This is a genomic window from Tolypothrix campylonemoides VB511288_2, assembly GCF_045999855.1.
Classification (GTDB): domain Bacteria; phylum Cyanobacteriota; class Cyanobacteriia; order Cyanobacteriales; family Nostocaceae; genus Scytonema; species Scytonema bouteillei_A.
Genome location: NZ_JBFPMW010000001.1, coordinates 284,975 through 306,742 on the forward strand (window position 1 = coordinate 284,975; position 21,768 = coordinate 306,742).

Sequence of the window (21,768 nt, forward strand, 5' to 3'; positions counted from 1 at the left end):
CTACCTAAAAATATTCGTAAATTCTTTGTTTTTTTATACTGCGAGTTGGAGATTTTATTGAAAAATAATTGAGGGCAAAGAGTCAACGGTTTGCGCTCATTAAGGCGGTAACAGCTTCGCTATTGAGTGCTTTAGAGAAAAAGTATCCTTGCCCATATTCACATCCTAGCGATCGCAAATGGATAAACTGCTCTTCTGTCTCCACTCCTTCTGCAATGACATCTAACTCCAAGCTGCGAGCTAAGTTAACAATTGTCCTCACTATATCGGAATTTTTACTTCCAACAGCTATTTGACGGATGAACGAACGGTCAATCTTCAAGGCATTGATGGGAAGACAGTGTAGGTATGATAGTGAGGAATAACCAGTACCAAAATCATCAAGCAACAGTTGAATTTGTCTTTCTTGCAGTTGCTTTAAAACGTCGGAGGCTGTATCAGCGTTATTCATTAAAACACTTTCAGTAATTTCTATCTTTAAAAAAGAGCCATTCAAACCAACAGCTTGTAAAATCTGGTCAATTTGTTCTACCAAATCGGTTTGAACCAATTGAATACCGGATAAATTCACACTCATTGAAACAGGCAAGCGTTTGGGTAATTTATCTTGCCAGTGACGTAATTGCCGACAAGCTTCCATTAAAACCCACTGACCGAGGGGAATAATTAACCCTGTTTCTTCTGCAACCGGAATAAAATCATTTGGGGAAATCAGCCCGTGTTTGGGGTGCTGCCATCGTACCAACGCTTCAAAAGCAGTGATTTCTCCAGTTACCAGTGACACTATAGGCTGATAGTTGAGATGTAACTTTTGGAGTTGAATTGCTTGAGCAAGATCTGCTTCCATTTGCAGTCTGGCAACAACTTGTAACTGCATATTCGTATTAAATACTGCTGTGTTCGATGCTCCTTGCTTTTTAGCATAATGCATTGCAGTATCTGCTGCCTGTAGAAAGTCTTCAGCTTGGGTGTACCCAATTTCGTTATGAACAATGCCAATGCTGGCAGTACAAGATTCCACAGATTCTGTAAGTTTAAAAGGTAATTTCATAGCTTGATGGATACGTTTTGCTGCAAACTCTGCATCCTGTGCATTGGGAGTATAGGCTAGCAAGATGGCAAACTCTTCTTCTCCTACTCGGGATAGCATATCTACGGGACACAAGTATGTTAACAAACGACAAGCTACTTCAATGAGCAGTTGTTCGCCTTGGTAGTGACCGAGGCTGTACTTAATCAGTTGGTAGCGATTCAGGCTGATATATAACACAGCAAAATGATAGTCATAGTTAGTTTTAGCTCGCTTGATACATTGACTCAAACAATCTAAAAACTTGAGCCGATTGGGTAAACCTGTAAGGGCGTCATAAAAGACTTGGTGCTGTAGTTTTTCCTGTGCTTGTTTGCGTAAAGTAATGTCAAAGCGTATTGCTAAATATTGAAATGGTTTTCCCTCACTATCAAGAAATGGGACGATAACAGTGTCAACCCAATAAAATGTTCCATCTTTGGCTTTATTCTTGATTTCTCCTTGCCACACTTTTCCCTGACGAATCGTTGACCAAAGGTTTTGAAAAAAATCTTGGGAATGATAACTTGAATTAACGAGTTGATGGGTTTTCCCAATCAGTTCTTCTCTGTCGTATTTGGAAATTTCACAGAATTTATCATTTACATAAGTAATAACTCCCCTAGCATCAGTAATTGCCACAATAGTAGCTTTATCTAAAGCAAATTTAATATCAGATAAGTTTTTGAGAGATTTTCGTAGTTCCAATTCTACAGTTTGGCGATCGGTAATTTGAGTCTGAAGTTCTTTATGAATAGCTTTGAAGTACATTGCTTGTTGTTCTAATTTCACTGTCATTTTAAACAAATCTACAAATGCTTTAACTTTAGGTATCAGTATTTCTGCGGAATAAGGTTGAACGACGTAATCGACTAAACCTAATAAGTAACCTTTAAAGATAGAATCCTTAGAGTAATTAAATGTTGGAAGAAGGAAAATAATTGGAGTTTGTTCGGTTTTCTGTCGTTGTCGAATCAGCTTTGCTGTTTCAAAACCATCCATGTCTGACATATGAGCGTTCAGTAAAATTACGGCAAATTCTACAGCTAGAAGAAATCTTAAGGCATCACAACCGGAGTTTGCTTTTATCAAATTTTGTTTGAGGCAACCTAGAATAGCTTCTAAAGCAACTAAGCTTTGATTGCAATTATCTACCAGAAGAATATTAACTTTCTTTTCTTTATACGTGTTTTCACTGAATTCATAATTAGCTGGAGATAATTCCATATTCTGGATAATCATAGAATGCCCTTCACAAACTTCATGAGTGATTGCGTGATTTTACTGATGACTTAATAAACTTTTAAAAAGTATTTGTTAACAGGAGGATTTATATAATTTAAGAAATTTACCCTCTTTTATAACCTAAAATCAAGGTATAAATTGTAATATTACAAAAATCAAGAAATTCATTTTCTCATGAAGGAATATAAAGCCTACCTTCAAATACAGGTATAGAAAAACTAGAAAATCCACTGCCATTGATACTTGGCTGTACGAGTGGTTGCTAAGCTGCTCAGATCCCCGACTTGTTGAAGAATGCTGTTGGCAAATGATAGGTTTGGTTCTCCTCCTCGTTCCCAGCCTTTGGCAATGAGGATGAAACTGCTTTGGGAAAGCCAAAAATTCTTCTGCCTTGAAGGATCTAGGGTAAGGATGAGGGCGATCGCACGAATTGTATGCAGTACATTATGTAGGAGCACCTAAATTTTACTCTAACGTATGAGGTATAAATGAAAACTCAACATACTTTGTTCGTCTGCACCAGTTGTGCCAGCCAATGGCAAGATGGAAAGCGTATAGGTGAAAGTGGTGGAGAAAAGTTACTCAAGACGTTGCAGCAACACCATCAAGAGTGGGACTTGCATGAGGAATTTATCATTCAACCTGTAGAATGCATGAGTGCGTGCAGTCGTTCCTGCGCGATTTCTTTTGCCTCTATCAATAAATATACGTATCTTTTTGGTGACATATCACCTAATTTATCATCAGTGGAAATTCTAGGGGTATTTGAATGTGCTAGCAAATACCACTTACATCCCCAAGGTTTGTTACCTTGGGCGGAAAGACCGGAACCTTTGAAGAAAGGAATTGTGGCAAGGATTCCCCCTATATGAAGGATTTAATTCATCAATTTTTACCGGAGGATATGATGAGAGAATCAGTGATTTATCAAGATATTGCTGCAAAAGAAAGAAAACAAGAAGCAATTTTATTAATCATGCGTCAGCTTAATCGGCGTTTTAGTCAACTAGATTCATTATTGGTGGAACAAGTACAGGGATTATCCATTAAGCAATTGGAGGATTTAGCAGAAGCTTTCGTTGATTTCTCTGAAGTGGGTGATTTAGTAATTTGGTTGAATCAACAACACAGAGAGTAAACCTCGCTTATTCTACTTTTTCTATTGTTTGCAGATTGTTCCCAATACCCCTTAGATAAGGGATAAATTATAAACAGTGTAGGTTGGGTTGAGGAACGAAACCCAACTTTTTGAGATTTTGTTGTATTTTGCGATCGCACGCACGTGAAATTTAGCAACACGAAGTATTTTGCCACAATAGGTTACAGAAGTTAACATATAACTTAAAAAAGCGTGTATCTCAGTCAAATCTTATGAAAATGGTACTGAAGCCCAACAGCCCAGATGTCACTCGGTTGTTTTCTAACCTAGAACTCTACGAAAATAAACTGACCCATCAACCAGGAAGCGTTTTGGGAAGTACAGCGCTGATTGCAGGAACCACTATTGGTGCTGGAATTCTTGCGCTACCCGCAGTGACATTACCATCTGGAGTCGTACCATCTACAGTACTACTTATAGGTGTTTGGCTTTACGCTTTGGTTTCAGGGCTTTTAATTGCAGAAGTGGGTTTGAATGCGATGCGTCGTGTAGGACGTCCCAGTTTAGGTCTGTTGGTGATGGTTGAGAGGACGCTGGGTTCATTAGGAGCAAGAATTGCTGGTGGGGCATACTTGTTCTTACACTATGCCTTACTTGTGGCTTATGTTTCCCAAGGTGGCGATATTTTAGTATCATCTGTAGAAAAAATTTTAGGGCTACATTATGTTTTCCCTACTTGGATAGGAACAACGGCTTTTACTCTCCTTTTTGGTGGCATTTTGTATCTTGGCAGAGAAAAGTTTATTGAGAAATTAAACAGCGCTTTCGTTGCGATCGTGTTGACTTCATTCTTGGGATTGTTGTTTTTAGGAGCCACCCACCTTAATATATCATCATTCTTCTTTCAAGACTGGAAAGCACTCCCCCCTGCTGTCTCCGTCATGTTTGTAGCACTGTTCTACCATAACGTGATTCCTACAATCGTCACCCAGCTTGAAGGAGATGCACCAAAAATTCGCCAGTCTATCGTTGTTGGTTCCGCCATTCCCCTAGTCATGTTCTTAGCTTGGAATGCAGTTATTTTGGGAAGTATCAGTGTAGATGCAATTCAGGGTACAGCGAGTGGGAAAACTTTCGATCCACTCTACATTCTACAATCGGGGAGTGCTGGACAATGGCTCGGAGTCCTAGTTTCTATCTTTTCTGAGTTTGCGATCGTGACATCATTTATTGGATTTGTTTACGGCTTGCTCGATTTTTTCAAAGATATTTTTCCCGTAACCCCCCAAGAATCTTCCAAACGTTTGCCCCTTTACTCCCTAATTCTTTTGCCTCCCATGAGTTTATCAGCACTGAATCCCAATATCTTTCTCACAGCTTTAGATTATGCAGGAACCTTCAGTATTTCAGTTTTAGGAGGAATTCTTCCTGCATTGATGAGTTGGAAACAGCGTCAAGAACAGGAGGAAGATTTACGCAGTACTGTTCAAACTCTTGTTCCTGGTGGTAAGGTAACGTTGATTGTGATGATTGGGGTTGCATTATTTGTATTAATTGGTGCATGAGTAGCAAAGTTAGTGATGTCACTGCTTTAACTCTTCACGCCATGAAAAAATAATTTTTTCTTCCGCTTGTCTAAACTCAATATTAAACCGATCGAACACAGCCTCTCGTCCCAAAAGCATGACATCTGTAGTATTGTTTTGCAACCATGCCACGGGGGCTATAAAGCTTTTTCCATCAATCGTCATTTCAACATTGCGTAAAACATACTCAACAGTTCCGCCTACTGTTTGTGCTAATAATGTTTGTTCTCCGTCAGCCAACGCATATCCCAAATCTTGACCTGCCTTGAGTGAAATTAAACTAAAATCAGCCCCTGAATCAACTAACATAATTGCTTGGATTTCCAAATCTCTATGTTTGAGATTTACTTGATAGTTAGGTAGCCATTCATGACGACTGACTGAGCGTAACCGAATAGGTAAAATAACAATAGAGCCGGTAAAACCAGGTACTAAATAAATAGCAAAAGTTTCTCCAGAAGCTTCTGCTAACTCTAGAACTTGACGTAAGTCGCTACCGTGAGCAATTATGCCATTGCTATTACAGGCAATGTACTGATGGGCATACTCTTTTAACTGTTCGCGATTGCGGTTGAGCCACTTTAGCATTTCCTGATTTTCATCGTTGGAGGGTGTAGCATTCATAAGTTTTGCCATATATAAAAACAATAGGAGCGATCGCTGCGCTCCTATACAAATACTACAAATTGCTTTTTAGAGACTAAGATTAAATTTTAGCTTCTTCCTTCACCAATTTATCCCAACCCAAATCTTTGAGATTGTTATTCCGACGCAGTGGACGCGTGACCAACTCTAGAATGTCACGAGCATTGGTAAAGCCATGAATCTGAGCAAAAGTGAACTCTACAGACCACTTGGTGTTAATCCCCCTGGCTTCTAATGGGTTAGCATGAGCCATCCCAGTAATTACCAAATCTGGCTTCAAATCGTAAATGCGCTGAATTTGGTTGTAGTTGTCTGGCTTCTCCACGATCTTGGGTAGGGGTACGCCCATTTCCTGACAAGTTTTTTCTAAAAATGCCAACTCAGCAGCTTGGTAGCGCTTATCCATGTAAGGAATACCGACTTCAGGAACAGTCATCCCGCAACGCACCAAGAATCTTGCTAAGGAAACTTCGAGCAAGTTATCGCCCATAAAGAAAACGGACTTACCACGAATCAGTTTTATATAATCTTCCAAACTTTCCCAAATTTGGGCTTCCCGTTCATCCAATCCTTTGGGAGTGATGCCAAAAACCGAGCAGATTTTTTCAATCCAAGCGCGGCTACCATCAGGACCAATGGGGAAGGGTGCTCCAATCAGCTTGCACTTGCGGCGACGCATTAAAGTCGTCGCAGTACGGCTGAGAAACGGATTGACTCCTGCAACGTAATATCCTTCTTCAAGAACGGGAAGTTCGGTAAAACGTTTAGCAGGTAACCAGCCAGAAACTTTAATGCCTTGCTTCTTAAGTTCTAGAGTTAACTGAGTGACAACAGGATCGGGGAGAGAACCAAAGAGGACTAGCGGAGGATGATCCGTATACTCAGATTCTTCGCTAGCAACGTCTTCTTTTTTCTTACCAAAATTAAGCAGCTTTTGAATAGCATTGCGTTCGTTTTTCTCAGCTTCTACTGTGGGGGCTTTATCAGGACAACGTGCTGCCATAGCAGCCAATACGGTGTCTTCCCCTTGGGTAAAGGCGTAATCTAAACCATTGGCACGTGCAACAACAATGGGTATACCGATTTCGGATTCTAGCTTGGGTGCCAAGCCTTCCAAATCCATTTTGATAATTTCTGTCGTACACGTGCCTATCCAAACTATTACGCTGGGATTGCGATCGCGCTTAATTTGCAAACACAACCGCTTTAACTCTTCATAATCATTCAGCTGGGCAGAAATATCGCCTTCTTCTAACTCTGCCATTGCATAGCGGGGTTCTGCAAAAATCATGACTCCCATTGCATTTTGCAGGAAGTAGCCACAAGTTTTTGTACCTATCACCAAAAAGAAGCTATCTTCAATTTTTTGGTAAAGCCAAGCTACGCAGCTAATCGGGCAAAAAGTATGATAGTTTCCGGTTTCGCACTCAAAAGTTAAAGCTTCTGGTTGAGCAACTGTCATTTTGGTGTTTTCTCCCCTAAATTTTTTAGATAGCTAATTGCTAATTGTTCGTTGCTAATTGTGTTCTTACCATTAGCCATTAGCCATTAGCCATTAGCTATTAGCTATTAGCCATTAGCTATTAACCATTAGCCATTAGCCAAGATTAATTATTGGGGAAGAGACTAGCAATTTCTGAATCATCCAGATCGCTAGATGATAGGTCTTCCCCTAAAAACATATCGTTATCCGTGTCTTCTTTATCCTTGTTTGCTGCGGATTCATCGCCCCAGATATCTGATAAGACTTCAGAAAACTCACCATTACCATTAGTAGTAGATTCTGTTGCCTTTTCAAAATTGGTGCTGTCCTCACCTTTCAACTCATCAAAGGATATATCGCCAAAATCATCAACTACATCTGCTGCAGATGTGCTGTTTAACTCATTATCTTCATTGTTATGAAAGGAATCGTATCCGAATCCGTTTAAAACTTCTTGTACCTCATCGGCTCGTTTCACATCCTCTATAGTTGTGTTCACAACCATGAGAGTTTCCCCATCAGTATCTAAATCAACCGCTGCTACTGCAAAGCCGTTTAAGTGCGAGTGGTTAGATGTCTCCTCATCAGAAGCTAGGTCTTCACCACTTGTTTGTGTCTCAACTCTGGGGATAATACGGTTACCGAGAGCAATATCTGGGTCGAAATTTAAATCGAGCACCTCAATTAAGGTGTCAGCATCAGGATTCAGTCTAGAAAAGGGTAGCATTAACTGCGCTAATTTTGGTTCTAGCGCGTTAGCTACTCCCAAGATGAGGTAAGAAGGGGGTCGCTTACCACCATCAGGGGTGTAAACTGACTCTACCTCCATATGGAGAGTAATCCAATCCCGGTTAATTTGAAAAAATTGTAACCACTTTTGCTTGAGAGAGTCCGTAAAACTATGAAAAAAAGCCATATTGTCCCCCATCTTGGAACTTTAATGATTTATACAATCATCAAGTCTAATTCTTCTTCTGAGTTAGGAACCTGTGGTTTACCCGGATTTAAATAAAAATCAGACAACAAAGTAAATAATTCCCGGTCTTGAGCGTCATTAGGTACTACACCTTCGGGGGACGCCAAAATTTGATCTGCAATATTGAGATAATAATCACAGACGTAGTTGAGAGATGGGTCAATTTCTGCCATCTCAAACAAAGTCTTGCCCTTCACACGAGAAACTCTAATATCTTCAATTAAAGGCAATACTTCTAAAACTGGCATGGGAACTGCTTCGATGTATTTGTCAATCAAATCGCGCTTGGAGGTGCGATTACCAATTAATCCAGCCAGACGCAGTGGGTGAGTCCGGGCTTTTTCCCTAACTGAAGCAGCAATGCGATTAGCCGCAAACAAAGCATCGAAGCCGTTGTCGGTCACAATCATGCAGTAGTCAGCATAGTTTAAGGGTGCTGCAAAACCCCCACAGACTACGTCACCGAGAACGTCAAACAATATAACATCGTACTCATCAAAGGCGTTAAGTTCCTTCAGTAATTTTACGGTTTCGCCTACTACGTAACCGCCACATCCCGCACCTGCTGGTGGTCCACCAGCTTCAACACAATCTACTCCACCGTAACCCTTATAAATAACGTCTTCGGGCCAAACATCTTCGTAGTGATAATCTTTCTCTTGAAGAGTATCAATGATTGTTGGAATTAAGAACCCAGTGAGGGTGAAGGTGCTGTCGTGTTTTGGGTCGCAACCAATTTGCAGCACTTTTTTGCCGCGCTTGGCTAGGGCGACGGATATGTTACAGCTTGTGGTGGATTTACCGATACCACCTTTTCCATAAACTGCTAGTTTCACTGTTGTTGCCTCTTATCGTTTTTTGTCAAACTTTTGGCTTAAACACTTGCCTTCACCTAGACCAGGAGGCGATTTGTAAGGTATGTGAATGCCATTATTGTGCAAATGACTTGGAAAAGAAAGGGGTTGTTAAATTGAAATACGCATCTATAAGGCTTATGGAGCTTTAATCAAATGATTTTTTCTTTATTAGAAGTACGGAAGCAGTTTTTAGCTTTAAAATTGATTTTATTAATAGTTTAAATATATTTTTTATAAAAAAGGTTACAAAAAACAAAACAGAATGTACCTGAGTTTAAGGATTCTGACCCTTGAATAAGAGGTAGTAACCCTCATGAGACTCTTTCTTATCTCTCGTTCCCAAACTCCGTCTGGGAAGACCTTCCTCAAGGCTCAACTTCCTTAGCTGACTCGCTGCTCTGTGTAAAATTACCCATGTAATTTCTAATCCCCTCTCCTCTACGCCAGGTGCTACCTCAACAGCTAATCTTCGGGCGCAAAAGGAGTAACTAGAGATGAGACGTTGAGAACTGCGCTGGCTTGATTTTCAGCTAGAGCCACTAGATAGATTCAGGAGGTCTTACCCCCAATCGCAAGCTGTATCTTCAGAAGTTGTCGGGGATCTAACTGGAATGCGTTAGCGATCGCCTTTAATAGTGTAAATAATAGTTACAATTTAAAAATTGACTTAAACGACAGCACTCATTAGAACAAAGTTTAAGAAGCACCTTCCATAACCTGCATTTCTTGTAGAGATTGCCAACCCGATTGCCATTGTGAGGTGTCTTGTAATAACTTGGCATTCATCCAAAAGCGGACTTTGGGATCGCAAGAAGCGACCATCTCAGCGTAGACCCACTTCCCTTGGTTTTTGCGATTCACAACTTGGAAGTGTCGCCAGCCATCGATTTTTGTTCGAGAAGTCCATTTGGAACCAACTAGGTAAGGAAATTTTTGCTTTTTAGCCATTATTTATATATTGTATTATAAGTTCACAATTATTAGCTTATCGTGTAAAGGTCTTATAAAAGTAGGGATTGAAGACCAAAATATTGAAAAAATCAATATACAGTTCCCATGTCCTGCTTCATCATTTCTTTAAACCAAAGACATAACAAGCATTCAGCTTTTCTAGGTTGGGAAGTGATATATGTGTTATATAACTTAATATTTTGCCAACTATGCCCTGCTCGATCTACAGACAAGAAAAGACCCTCAAACACAGTTTTGTGAGTAAAGGGATTAAGAGCTTTTAGTGTCTTAGTCGCAAGCAGGGGGTGGTTGGGAACTTTCAAACCCTCCATTATCGTCGTTATTTGAAATCAATGCAGGTGTATAACCGTTTGCCGTTGCACATAGAGGAGACTAGCTTGCAAAAGATGAGCCGTACAGCTTGGGTAATACATAGCACGGTGAGCGTTCATATTAGAGGTGAATGCCAAAAATTAAAGATGAGCTATAGCTAACAAGTCCAACAGGTGGAAACCGATGCCATGTTTGGCAAATGATTTTAATCTTCTTATGAAGAAAATAACTGCTCGGTATCTGTCCTTGGAGTCAGAAGTTGGTGACTGCTGGATTGGGTTTGCTCTATTACCAATAACTCATGAAGAATGAGAGTTGTCAGGTAAACGAGCACAGAGATTTCAGCAATCCCAACTTTTTGATTTGGGTAGTTACTTTTTAACCAACAATATTAAGCAAGCTAACAATACTCAATGGAGTTGCATCATATGGACTTGTATGGAGACGCCTTAAATATCCTTAGAGAAACGAGCCGGACGTTTTATATCCCAATAGTTCGTTTACCAGTTGGTTTGCAAGAAGCCGTAGCATCAGCTTACTTGTGTTTGCGAGCCATTGATGAAATTGAAGACCACGCAGAACTAGATAACTCTACCAAGGCAAATTTGTTGCGAGCAATTAGCTTGACATTACAAGCAGGGGTAGATGGTTTTCCCGTTGATGCCTTTCACAAAGGATTCAGCACTCATGAAGATATACTACCAGAGGTCTCCCTTCGGATTCGAGAATGGGCAATACTGGCTCCTGCAACAATTGCACCTCGGATTTGGGATGCTACGGCTGCTATGGCAGATAGAATGGCATACTGGGCAGAACGTAATTGGAAGATCGATAATGAATCGGACTTAGATCGCTATACGTTTGGAGTTGCTGGTGCAGTTGGCTTAATGCTTTCCGATTTGTGGGCTTGGTATGATGGAACACAGACAAACCGTACCCACGCTATTGGATTTGGTCGGGGCTTGCAGGCGGTTAATATCCTCCGCAACCACAGAGAAGATTTATCTCGTGGGGTAGATTTCTATCCGCAGGGTTGGTCTGAGGAGAAAATGCATCAGTACGCCCGTCGCAATTTGGCCATGGCAGATGCTTATATCAGTTCTCTTCCCCTAGGACCAGCCATGGACTTCTGCCAGATTCCACTAACTTTGGCTTATGGCACTCTTGAAGCTCTTGTCAATGGCAAACAAAAATTGAGCCGGAGTGATGTTATTGCACTCATAAATCAATTAAGTAACATGAGCACCTAAAAAACTTGGTCTTTTTGTCACATTCCTGACACATACTTCCCAAAGAGAACTTTCATCCTCACACACCACAAAAACAGTGACAAGACAATCCCCATACTGGAATAAATTTTGGGATCTGTACCGCTTTACTGTTGCTCAAAATTGCTCCTCACACTTACTCACACTCACAGCACCTTTAATTTAAGACATAGTTCAATATTTTCATATCTTGACTAACATACCTTGACTTTGGATGGCACTAACCCTAATCCTATTTTTAAAGAACTCTTCTATACAAACACAGTATTTTTATGAGTCAATAGGCAAAGGATAAAAAAGCAATTGGAGATTAATTCCTACTTCCCACTCCCTACTTTCAAAACAAAAACTTATGCTGAAGACGTTGCTACTCAATCCTCCTTCCTTTGATGGATTTGATGGCGGTGCGGGTTCCCGATACCAAGCCAAACGTGAAATAACTTCTTTTTGGTATCCTACGTGGTTAGCTCAGCCTGCAGCCTTGATTCCTCGAAGCAAGCTTGTAGATGCGCCTCCACACAATCAAACTGTGGAAGATGTGCTGCAAATTGCTAAAGAGTATGAATTGGTAATTATGCACACAAGTACTCCATCATTGACAAATGATATAAAATGTGCGTTAGCAATTAAGCAACAATGCCCTGATGTGCAAATTGGTTTTGTTGGAGCACACACGGCAGTTTTACCAGATGAAACCCTTAGAGAGAATCCAGTCATTGACTTTGTTTGTCGCAATGAATTTGACTACACTTGTAAGGATTTAGCCGAGGGGAAGGATTGGGATCGAATCCAAGGTCTCAGCTACCGCGATCGCAACGGTAGCATCCATCACAATCCCGAGCGCGAACTGATTCACGATTGGGACGCTATGCCGAGCGTACTACCAATTTACGGGCGGGACTTGGATATTACAAAATACTTCATAGGATATTTACTGCACCCATATATTTCATTTTATACAGGACGAGGTTGCCCTGCTAAATGCACCTTCTGTCTTTGGCCTCAAACTATTGGCGGACATCAGTACCGTAGCAAAAGCCCAGACGCAGTTGGGCGAGAAATGGAAGAAGCTAAAGCTATTTTTGGCGATCGGGTGCAAGAATATATGTTCGATGATGACACCTTCACCATTGACAAGCATAGAGCGATCGCCATCAGCGAACATTTGAAACGATTAAAGCTGACTTGGAGCTGCAATGCCCGTGCAAATCTAGACTACGAGACTCTCAAACAGCTACGTAATAACGGTTTGCGGCTGTTATTAGTAGGCTTTGAATCGGGTAATCAACAAATTCTAGATGGCATTAAGAAAGGCATTAAGTTAGAAGTGGCGCGAAAGTTCATGGAGAACTGCCACAAACTCGGCATCACCGTACACGGAACGTTTATCATTGGCTTACCAAACGAAACCCGCGAGACAATTGAGGAAACCATTCGCTTTGCTTGCGAGATGAGCCCTCATACCATCCAAGTTTCTATCGCCGCCCCCTATCCGGGTACTGAACTCTATCGACAAGCTCAGACTAACGGTTGGTTTAGTGACACTTCCCTAGTGGCAAACTCTGGAATTCAAATGTCTACACTGCAATATCCAAACCTCTCGAGTGCTGAGATTGAAGATGCAGTAGAACAAATGTACCGTCGTTTTTATTTTCGACCCAAAGCCATCATCCCAATTGTGGGTGAAATGCTAACCAATCCTCAAATGTTAGTACGTCGCCTGCGTGAAGGACGCGAGTTCTTCTCTTATCTTAAAGACCGTCGCACCCAAGCAGCTACTAAAACACCATCAGTGGTTGGTGGTTAGTTGTTAATGGAAGAACAATCAATAACAGACAACTGAGGTACTCGCAAATGAAACTCGGAAGTGAAAATCACAAAGAGCTTTTCTGCCGTAGCTTTATTGAAAGTCACATTAACTTTGAGCCAGAGCAACTCTCCTGGCCAACTGTGGATAGTGTCACCCTCGATCGCTTGCACGGTATTCCTTTCTGGAAGGAAGCTCTCAGCACAGAACAGAAAGCAGGAGCAATGGTTCACACTTTTGCACAGACGATTGGTGACCCATTATTGCGCGAGGCAATTGCTCTTCAAGGTATGGAGGAAACTCGCCATTTCCGACTGATTAAATTTCTCATAGAGCATTATAATATTCCAATTTCTCAATCTTCCGAACCTGGAATTCCTAACAATATCAAAACGGCTTTTATTGACTTTGGTTTTGGAGAATGCCTCGACTCTTTCTTAGCCTTCGGAATGTTTGGAATTGCTCGTAAAGCTGGTTATATGCCAGAAGCCTTCTTCCATATATTCGATCCAATTCTTAATGAAGAAGCCCGTCACATTATGTTCTTTGTGAATTGGGTTACTTATCTACAAATTCAGGAAGGTAAGAAAGCCAATTGGTTGCGCGGAGTTCTTGCTCTCTGGCATTATCAAAGAGCACTAAAGGAGAAAATATCAGCATTTAAAGGCTCTGATGAAGAGCGGAATCAAAGTTTTACAGCTACTGGGGCTGTAAATTTTATGGATAATTTAACTCCAGAGCTATTTTTATCGACTTGTCTTGAGGAAAATACTAAAAGGATGAGTGCTTTTGACCAACGTCTACTCCAACCCCAATTGTTACCCACACTTGCCAAAATTGCTCTCCATGTTATCAAGCTTATGCCTGAAAAACGGAAAGACCAAACTACTCGATTTTCTAAAGTTAAAGAGAGTTAGTAGTTAGTTATTTTTGGTTGGTAAAGTTTACCCAACCATCAACTAAAGAGTACCCCAATTTGACACATTGCCCTCAGAATAGAATTCTAGGGCTACACAAACAAAGCCTACCTATGCAGGCTTTGTTTGTGTAGTTGTGATTTCCAATCGTTGGCGTTTTTTCCCTCATTGGGATGCTCCCATCAACTAACAACTAACAACCTCATTATTTGTCAAATTCTATTTGACCGTAATCGAGTTTTATAATGCGATCGGCAACATGGAAATAGCGATCGTCATGAGTAATGGCAATGACTGTTTTGCCTCTATCTCTCAGCCTTGGCAGCAGTTCAGTATAGAAAACTTCTTTAAAAACTGGATCTTGATCTGCTGCCCACTCATCAAACAAATAAATTGGTCGATCCTCTAAATATGCAGTGAGTAATGCCAGCCGCTTCCGCTGACCTTGGGAAAGGTTTGTGGTAGAAAGTTTTCCATTTTCTATTGTTACCTTACGATCCAATCGAAGTAATTTTAAGTACTCTTTTGATTTAGTTTCTAAAGCAAGATTATCTAATCCCAAAAGCTCATCAAACAAATAAAAATCAGAAAATACTACAGAAAAATGCTGGCGATACCATTCTCGATTCTCCTCGTTAATAGTCTTTCCATCAAATAAAATTTTTCCAGATTCCGGTGTGTAAAGACCTACAATTATTTTAGCGAGAGTAGATTTACCGCTGCCATTTCCCCCAACAATAAATACGAGTTGATGCGGAACAAAAGTTAAGTTAATTGGACCGATACCAAAAGAGCTATCTTCTTTGTGCGTTTTGTAATTATGAGTCACATCCAAAAGCTGCAAGTCCCTCCACAAAGTTTGAGCTTCAGGCGGTTCTATGGATCTCTCAGCTTTGCTTTCTAAAGACAAACCCAATGATTCTATCTTATCTAATGCAATGCTAGCTCTAGTAATAATAGGAATATTTTCCACAATGTTGTTCATGGGCAACATTAAATATGTGAAAGTTAAGATAAAGCCAGCAAGTGTTTGGGGATTAATAATAAGTATATTAGGAAGTGAAAAAATGACAAAACCAATTGCAAAAAAGAATATTAACCTTCCCCAACTAGTTGTAAATGAGTAAAATGAAAGACCTTTAATATTATGGCTGCTAAAGGTAGTTGCTGTTGGTTGTAAATCTTTTGCAAGAAAGGCTTGACGGCGCTTGTAATTGAGCTTAAGCTCTTTAACTCCTTCTGTAATAGTACGGAAATGCTTAAAGAGTATATCTTGGTCTTCACGAGCAAGAGAAAGGTATTTTTTGCCTTGATTTAAGAGCCACTGACAACTCCCAATTGCTACAACTGCTACGCCTAAAACCATAAGAAAAACCAGCCAAGAAAGCCATGTTACATATGTTAAACAACCTATAACAATGGCAATATCAATGCACAAATGTGGCATCACGTGAACCGCATGAGCGACTGTCTGGACATCCTCTGTCAAAGTTGCCAGAATACGAGGATTTCCAAGCTGTTCCAAATGACTCAATTCCGAAGCTAATATCTGGTTGCTCAAACGCAACCGTAATTGAAAAATTGCATTTTGAGAGATACGAATCAGCAACATTTGGGAAATAACACTAGTTATGAGTGCAACTAGAGTTAGCCCTGCAAAACCCCAAATCGCGATCGCAAGGCGTGAATTGGCGCTATTACTTGCTGCACTGCTAATTAAAGCAATGAGGCTAGCATTACTACCACCACTTAGAAATCCAGTGACAATAGCAAGAGTCACTATTTTCCATGAAGAACTCAGAAGAAACGAAATCAAACGCATGAAGGTAGACAGCAGCGAACGAACACAAATTGCACTCACCCTTTGAGCAGTTGGGTTGTTATTATATTCCCATATTTGTAGAACAATGTGTACACAAATATGAAAGAAAAGTCATTGCGGTTTAGATTGTCGGAGCGTCGATACAAGAAACTTAAGCTGTATGCTGAGTCTAAAGAAAAAACAATGACACAGTTGATCGAAGACTGGATCGACCGACTGCCAGCACCAGAAAAAAAGGATTCTTCAAGTACCTTGTAACTGTATACTTAAGAACATCTTGCCAAGTATGCAAACAAAAACTCCGTAAACAATATTCATGCTAAATCTGTACCAATTTCTGCTTGTGATGCTATGTTTTTCAGCAATTTGGTATAACTGCTATGCCATTTATGCAGCAATTCAGTTCTTTTCCCGCCCGACGCATACAGATTGCGACTTCCACCCGCCCGTTACTATCCTGAAACCAATTTGCGGTCTTGACATTAATACCTACGAAAACTTTGCCTCTTTCTGCAAACAAGACTACCCAGAATATCAAATTATCTTTAGCGTGCGCGATGAACGCGACCCTTGCATAGCAGTAGTAAACACAATCATCAAAGACTTTCCAGATCTCGACATTCGTCTCGCAATCGGCGATCGCACAATAGGTACGAATCATAAGGTGAGCAACCTAGCTAACGCACAAGCTGAATCCAAGTATTCATTCTTAGTACTTGCAGATAGTGATGTTCAAGTCAGACCAGATTATTTAAAGCAAGTTATTCAACCAATGAGCGATTCTAGCGTTGGGGTTGTGACTTGTTTGTACCGTCCGCAAGTTAGAGGTTGGGTGGCAATCTTTGAAGCCATTGGAATATCTACTGAATACCTTGCTGGTGTTTTAGTTGCGAGATATATAGAGGGCATGAATTTTGCTTTAGGTCCCACAATTGCGATCCGGACAAACGTTCTTGAGGAAATTGGAGGATTTCAGGCAATAGCTGATTATCTAGCGGATGATTTCCAACTAGGTTACCTAAGTGCCCGAGCAGGCTACACGGTGGTGCTGTCCAACTATATTATTGACCATGCGATCGCTACAGAAAACTTTATTGATTTAATCCAGCGTCAAATCCGTTGGAATTGCTGTACGCGAGTCTCTCGTCCTTGGGGCTATCTCGGTCTGATGTCTACCTACGGTATAGCTAGCAGTTTATTACTCTCGATCGCAACATTTGGGTCAATTTTCAGTTGGGTGATACTAGGGATCGTGTTGACGACGAGATTAATGATGGCATGGGTTGTTGGGGTCAGAAGCCTTAAAGATCCGGTTGCTAGAAAATTTTTGTTCTTGGTGCCTTTACGGGATCTTATCAGCTTTGCGCTGTGGTGCTATGGCTTTGTTGGCAATACTTTCGAGTGGCGTGGTCGAAAATTGAAGTTGACAAGAGGCGGCAAACTCATACCGCTGACGTCTAATTCTTTACAAAATTGAGGCATCTTGACTGCAAAAAATCAAACAAAAGAAATCTTAAATTTTTTTTCAGAAGCATTTGCACGCCATCAGGTACATTTTAATAAAAAAGCAAACAGTCGAACTCGTTATTGCAAGAACTACAATGCTTCTAGAAAAGCCTTTTGCTGAGAATCCGACTTCAAACACCCCCTACATTCCACGCCATCACCGACGCATCCTTTGCATTTTTCCCAAATACAGCCGGTCATTCGGAACTTTCCATCATGCTTACCCCTTGATAACTCGTGTTAAAGCTTTTATGCCACCACAAGGGATTTTAGTTGTAGCCGCTTACTTACCCAAACAATGGGAAGTTCGGTTTGTTGATGAAAACGTGCGAGCGGCAAAAAAGTCAGATTACCGATGGGCTGATGCGGTCATTGTGAGTGGAATGCACATTCAACGTTCGCAAATTAATCAAATTAATGAAATTGCCCATAAGGAAGGCAAAATAACAGTTGTGGGAGGTCCTTCTGTTTCCGGTTGTCCGGAATATTATCCTAATTGCGATATTTTACATTTAGGAGAACTAGGGGATGCGACTGACCAAATGATTGAATATTTGGATACACACACGACACGTCCCGAAAAGCAAATTCGCTTTGAAACCAAAGAACGGCTACCCCTGAACCAATTTCCCATTCCAGCCTATCACCTGGTTAATCTCAAACATTATTTTCTTGCGAACGTTCAATTTTCCAGTGGTTGTCCCTACCGTTGTGAATTTTGTGATATCCCCGAACTTTACGGACGCAATCCCCGTCTCAAGGAACCAGAGCAAGTTCTTGCTGAACTAGATGCCATGCTCGAATCCGGTAATCCAGGCGCAGTGTACTTTGTCGATGACAACTTTGTAGGCGATCGCCGTGCTGCCATGAAATTGCTTCCTCACCTTATTGATTGGCAAAAGCGCAATGGATATCCAATTCAATTTGCTTGTGAAGCAACACTTAATTTGGCACAAAGCCCCAAATTGTTGGAAATGATGCGTGAAGCTTATTTTTGTACGGTTTTCTGCGGTATTGAAACACCAGAAACAGATGCTCTCCAAGCCATTTCCAAAACACAAAACCTCAGTATGCCAATCTTGGAAGCGATTAAAGTTTTGAACAGTTATGGCATGGAAGTTGTGTCGGGAATCATTATAGGATTTGATACAGATACACCAGACACGCCTGACAGAATTTTGGAATTTATTAGGTTGTCCCAAATTCCCATGCTGACAATTAACCTACTTTATGCATTACCCAAAACTCCATTGTGGCGGAGATTAGAACAAGAAGGGCGACTTGTGTTTGAGGAAAAACGAGAGTCAAATATTGAGTTTTTAATGCCTTACGAACAAGTCATTAATATGTGGAGGCGTTGCATTACAGATGCATACGAACCAGAGTTTTTGTATCAGAGATTTGCCTACAATATGGTGCATACCTATCCGAATCGCATCAAGGTTCCCAATAGCCCATCTCGTACTTCTTGGAAAAATATCAAAAAAGGTTTGACAATCTTATTCAATATCATACTTAGAGTAGGTGTCTTTGGTAACTATCGTACAACCTTTTGGAAAATGGCAAAACCAGCATTAAAAGCAGGCAAAATAGAAAGCTTAATTCATGTTGGGCTTGTAGGACACCATCTCATTAAGTTTGCACAAGAGTGCGGTCAAGGAGACGAATCTGCTTCCTTTTACTCGCAGAAAATACGTCAACGAGTTTCGATTGAAGTCTAAAAATTTGCCCTCTTCTAAAAAGAGGGTGGGAATTTCTCTCGGCTTTGTTCAAATAGCAGCCCTATTTGAGATCTAAACAAGGGAGACAACCAGGACAAGGAAGAGGTGTTGGTAAATCATTTAGGACTGCTATATATTAATAGAAATAAACATAAAGATTTTTTTTTGAAGTATCTAAAGTTATAAAAAAACTAAATTGCTTTTGCTAGATTAACAATCACATAGTCGCTTTTGTTAAGGTCAACAAATGGGACAAGCAGAAGCATTGTCTGTCAGAGAGTTACCAAGTTTTTCCATAGTTTTAGAAACGGAAAACTTAGCAAATTCCAGTATCAAAGATTTTTGTTATTCTTTAACTTCTCTTATAAATCAAGACATCTCTCCTACTCATAGTAATGAAGTTTTGCTGATCGATAGCAGCGATATTCCTCCTGCAAAACTCAAGCAAATGCAAGAAAAGTATCCTTGGATTACAGTTCATCAAGCACCGTTGGAGACTAGCTATTACAAAGCAAAAATGTTGGGTGCATCACTCGCGACAGGAGATGTAGTTGTCTACTGCGATTCAGATTGTATTTATGAGAAAAACTGGTTAAGAAACATCCTTACCCCGTTCACTCAAGATAATAATATTCAAGTTGTAGCGGGAGAAACGACAGTACGCGGTTGGGGACCATACGGAACAGCAATGGCTTTAACCTACATCTTTCCTCAGTACTCCGGGCAGAAAGACTTAACAAAAACTTCCCAGTATTTCCTAAATAACGTAGCTTTTCGACGGGATTTTCTTCTAAAATATCCGATCCCTCTTGAGCTTCCACTTTATCGAGGAAACTGCGTCATTCATGCTCAAAATATACGTTCTAATGGTTATTCTATTTGGCGACAGCCACTAGCTAGGGCAAGCCACGCACCCCCAAATGGTTTATCTCATTTTTTCCAACGTTTTCTACTTATCGGTCACGATTATTACTGGCAGGAAAATTTGTTAGCCCAGAGTAAGTCTCAAGGCAACTACCAAGAATCTCTCTCTGGACTTCAAGGAAAATTACAAGTCTTTTTTGACAGAATCGGGAAAATGTTATCTCACAACCCGCTTCACATAATTTACCTACCCCTTGCACTCCCAATTGCTATAACGGCAGTGGTTCTCATTTTTATAGGTTATATTGTGGCTCGTTTTCGGCATAGCTAATAGTTAATGGCTAATTTCTAGCCATTAGCCATTAGCCATTAGCCATTAGCCATTAGCAATTAAACCGTCACCTTCAATTCGGAGTTTTCTTCCGCGCCAATAAACGCTTTTTCCAAAGCCGCCTATAGCCCAGATAATAAAACTAAGTGCATCTCGTAACGGTACAATCCAAAGCCAAAGCAGGAGTTTGGGGCATTTCATACTGAATACGGACACCAGCACTTGTAAGTAGCGGATGATTACTGTTGTCAGGCAAAGAGCGATCGCCCAATCGGAAAAGTGAGATAGTAGCAGTAGAGGAATGCAATAAACAGTACCGTAACAGAATGCCATAGAGTAATACACAAAACCGCGATTGAAACGAATTGTTCTCGCCCAACGCAATTCCCGGTCATACAATTGCTTGATACTTTCATTCCCAGTGTCCCATCCAAGAACATAGTGGGATAGTTCAACTTTGTAGCCTGCTAATGCTGCTCTCTTACCTAAGTTGTAATCCGAACCTATGCGGTTTAATTGCAATCCTCCAAAGCTAGCGAGAGTTGCTTTATGTGTCGCAATGGTAACTCCTACAGCTAACTGAAGACTGCCATCAAGAATACGAGCAATTAAGAGACTGGGAATAAAGTCCGTACAGCGACCAAGAGAAGCTAAAGCTGCTCCTAAAAATTGGGGTTCATAGCCTATGTAGGCACAGGTGACAACATTAGCTTTCCCAGTTATTAAAGGAGTGGTGACAGTTTGGATGTAGTCTTGATTGACCTTAATATCACCGTCAGCAAAGATAATCAGTTCGTGCTGACATTGTTCTAGGAGATAACTTAAATTACTATCCTTGAGATTGACACCACGAGGCTTTAAACCTACAAAGAGCTTCACTCGGTTGGGAAAAGCGGCAGCAAGCTTTTCCAACATAGGAACAGCAGAGTCATTGATATCAGTAACACCAAAAAGAACTTCATAAGTTGGATGATTTTGAGTGCATAAGGAAGTCCAATTTTCCCATGCCCCTTCATCTAGACCTCGGATAGAGACCAAGATAGAAACTGGTGTATGTTGAGCGCTCCCAGTTTTTTCCTGGCTAGATCCGTCAGATGAAAAAAACTGATAGGTGCATAAAGCACAGACTAGGTAAAAAAGAATTGAGCCACCTATCAGTATCAGAAACACGATTTCAAAAAGAGCCATCATGTTGAATGGTTAGTAGTTACCGGTTAGTGGTTAGTGGTGAGACCGGGGACTGCGAACCAGTAGGGTTGTTGGTTAGTGGTTAGTTGTGATTCCTACT

18 protein-coding genes are annotated in these 21,768 nt (G+C 40.7%); 9 read left to right on the plus strand and 9 right to left on the minus strand.

All coding sequences use genetic code 11. From position 1 onward, the window contains the following. Positions 1–82 precede the first annotated feature (82 nt). Positions 83–2,311: a two-component system response regulator gene (locus AB0756_RS01210; RefSeq protein ID WP_167844832.1), complete on the minus strand. Its 2,229-nt coding sequence runs from the start codon at positions 2,309–2,311 to the stop codon at positions 83–85. A gap of 221 nt (positions 2,312–2,532) precedes the next feature. Continuing rightward, on the minus strand, positions 2,533–2,772 hold the full coding sequence (locus AB0756_RS01215) for a hypothetical protein (protein ID WP_038092938.1): 240 nt from the start codon (positions 2,770–2,772) through the stop codon (positions 2,533–2,535). 30 nt (positions 2,773–2,802) lie between these two features. Here AB0756_RS01215 and AB0756_RS01220 point away from each other — a divergent pair, with 30 nt between their 5' ends. From AB0756_RS01220 to AB0756_RS01230, 3 genes are all read left to right on the plus strand, one after another. Continuing rightward, positions 2,803–3,186 (plus strand): DUF1636 domain-containing protein, encoded by a 384-nt coding sequence (locus AB0756_RS01220; RefSeq protein ID WP_038092936.1) that lies wholly within the window; start codon positions 2,803–2,805, stop codon positions 3,184–3,186. Further along, entirely contained in the window at positions 3,183–3,452 is a 270-nt protein-coding gene (locus tag AB0756_RS01225) for a DUF4351 domain-containing protein (RefSeq protein WP_038092933.1), read from the plus strand. Before AB0756_RS01220 ends, AB0756_RS01225 begins: the two co-directional genes overlap by 4 nt. A gap of 233 nt (positions 3,453–3,685) precedes the next feature. After that, entirely contained in the window at positions 3,686–4,978 is a 1,293-nt protein-coding gene (locus AB0756_RS01230) for an amino acid permease (protein ID WP_050045530.1), read from the plus strand. Positions 4,979–4,996: 18 nt separating this feature from the next. On the opposite strand, the gene AB0756_RS01235 is transcribed toward AB0756_RS01230, so the two are convergent. The 5 genes from AB0756_RS01235 to AB0756_RS01255 all read right to left on the minus strand — a co-directional run bounded on the left by AB0756_RS01235 (position 4,997) and on the right by AB0756_RS01255 (position 9,908). Beyond that, on the minus strand, positions 4,997–5,623 hold the full coding sequence (locus AB0756_RS01235; RefSeq protein ID WP_038092930.1) for a retropepsin-like domain-containing protein: 627 nt from the start codon (positions 5,621–5,623) through the stop codon (positions 4,997–4,999). Between the two features lie 82 nt (positions 5,624–5,705). Continuing rightward, on the minus strand, positions 5,706–7,106 hold the full coding sequence (locus AB0756_RS01240) for a ferredoxin:protochlorophyllide reductase (ATP-dependent) subunit N (protein WP_038092927.1): 1,401 nt from the start codon (positions 7,104–7,106) through the stop codon (positions 5,706–5,708). A gap of 145 nt (positions 7,107–7,251) precedes the next feature. Continuing rightward, positions 7,252–8,043, minus strand: a complete 792-nt coding sequence (locus AB0756_RS01245; protein ID WP_038079426.1) for a DUF5331 domain-containing protein — start codon at positions 8,041–8,043, stop codon at positions 7,252–7,254. 29 nt (positions 8,044–8,072) lie between these two features. After that, entirely contained in the window at positions 8,073–8,939 is an 867-nt protein-coding gene (gene bchL, locus AB0756_RS01250) for a ferredoxin:protochlorophyllide reductase (ATP-dependent) iron-sulfur ATP-binding protein (protein ID WP_038079407.1), read from the minus strand. Between the two features lie 717 nt (positions 8,940–9,656). Further along, complete coding sequence (locus tag AB0756_RS01255) at positions 9,657–9,908, minus strand: TIGR02450 family Trp-rich protein (protein ID WP_038079411.1); 252 nt, start codon at positions 9,906–9,908, stop codon at positions 9,657–9,659. Between the two features lie 764 nt (positions 9,909–10,672). Here AB0756_RS01255 and AB0756_RS01260 point away from each other — a divergent pair. The 3 genes from AB0756_RS01260 to AB0756_RS01270 all read left to right on the plus strand — a co-directional run bounded on the left by AB0756_RS01260 (position 10,673) and on the right by AB0756_RS01270 (position 14,236). Further along, positions 10,673–11,494 (plus strand): squalene/phytoene synthase family protein, encoded by an 822-nt coding sequence (locus tag AB0756_RS01260; RefSeq protein WP_038079428.1) that lies wholly within the window; start codon positions 10,673–10,675, stop codon positions 11,492–11,494. Positions 11,495–11,864: 370 nt separating this feature from the next. Next, on the plus strand, positions 11,865–13,319 hold the full coding sequence (hpnJ, locus tag AB0756_RS01265) for a hopanoid biosynthesis associated radical SAM protein HpnJ (protein ID WP_038079414.1): 1,455 nt from the start codon (positions 11,865–11,867) through the stop codon (positions 13,317–13,319). A gap of 47 nt (positions 13,320–13,366) precedes the next feature. After that, positions 13,367–14,236, plus strand: coding sequence for a hypothetical protein (locus AB0756_RS01270; RefSeq protein WP_038079417.1), 870 nt, complete (start codon positions 13,367–13,369; stop codon positions 14,234–14,236). A gap of 205 nt (positions 14,237–14,441) precedes the next feature. On the opposite strand, the gene AB0756_RS01275 is transcribed toward AB0756_RS01270, so the two are convergent. Beyond that, the gene (locus tag AB0756_RS01275) at positions 14,442–16,058 is read right to left on the minus strand and encodes a cyclic peptide export ABC transporter (RefSeq protein ID WP_038079431.1); all 1,617 of its coding nucleotides are present in this window, start codon (positions 16,056–16,058) and stop codon (positions 14,442–14,444) included. 316 nt (positions 16,059–16,374) lie between these two features. Here AB0756_RS01275 and hpnI point away from each other — a divergent pair, with 316 nt between their 5' ends. From hpnI to AB0756_RS01290, 3 genes are all read left to right on the plus strand, one after another. Then, positions 16,375–17,535: a bacteriohopanetetrol glucosamine biosynthesis glycosyltransferase HpnI gene (gene hpnI / locus AB0756_RS01280; RefSeq protein ID WP_038079421.1), complete on the plus strand. Its 1,161-nt coding sequence runs from the start codon at positions 16,375–16,377 to the stop codon at positions 17,533–17,535. 124 nt (positions 17,536–17,659) lie between these two features. After that, positions 17,660–19,285, plus strand: coding sequence for a B12-binding domain-containing radical SAM protein (locus AB0756_RS01285; protein ID WP_038079423.1), 1,626 nt, complete (start codon positions 17,660–17,662; stop codon positions 19,283–19,285). Between the two features lie 247 nt (positions 19,286–19,532). After that, positions 19,533–20,480, plus strand: coding sequence for a glycosyltransferase (locus tag AB0756_RS01290; protein WP_038079425.1), 948 nt, complete (start codon positions 19,533–19,535; stop codon positions 20,478–20,480). Between the two features lie 45 nt (positions 20,481–20,525). On the opposite strand, the gene AB0756_RS01295 is transcribed toward AB0756_RS01290, so the two are convergent. Beyond that, positions 20,526–21,671 carry a glycosyltransferase gene (locus AB0756_RS01295; protein ID WP_038081002.1) on the minus strand — a complete coding sequence of 382 codons (1,146 nt, stop codon included), beginning with the start codon at positions 21,669–21,671 and terminating at the stop codon, positions 20,526–20,528. Between the last annotated feature and the right edge of the window lie 97 nt (positions 21,672–21,768).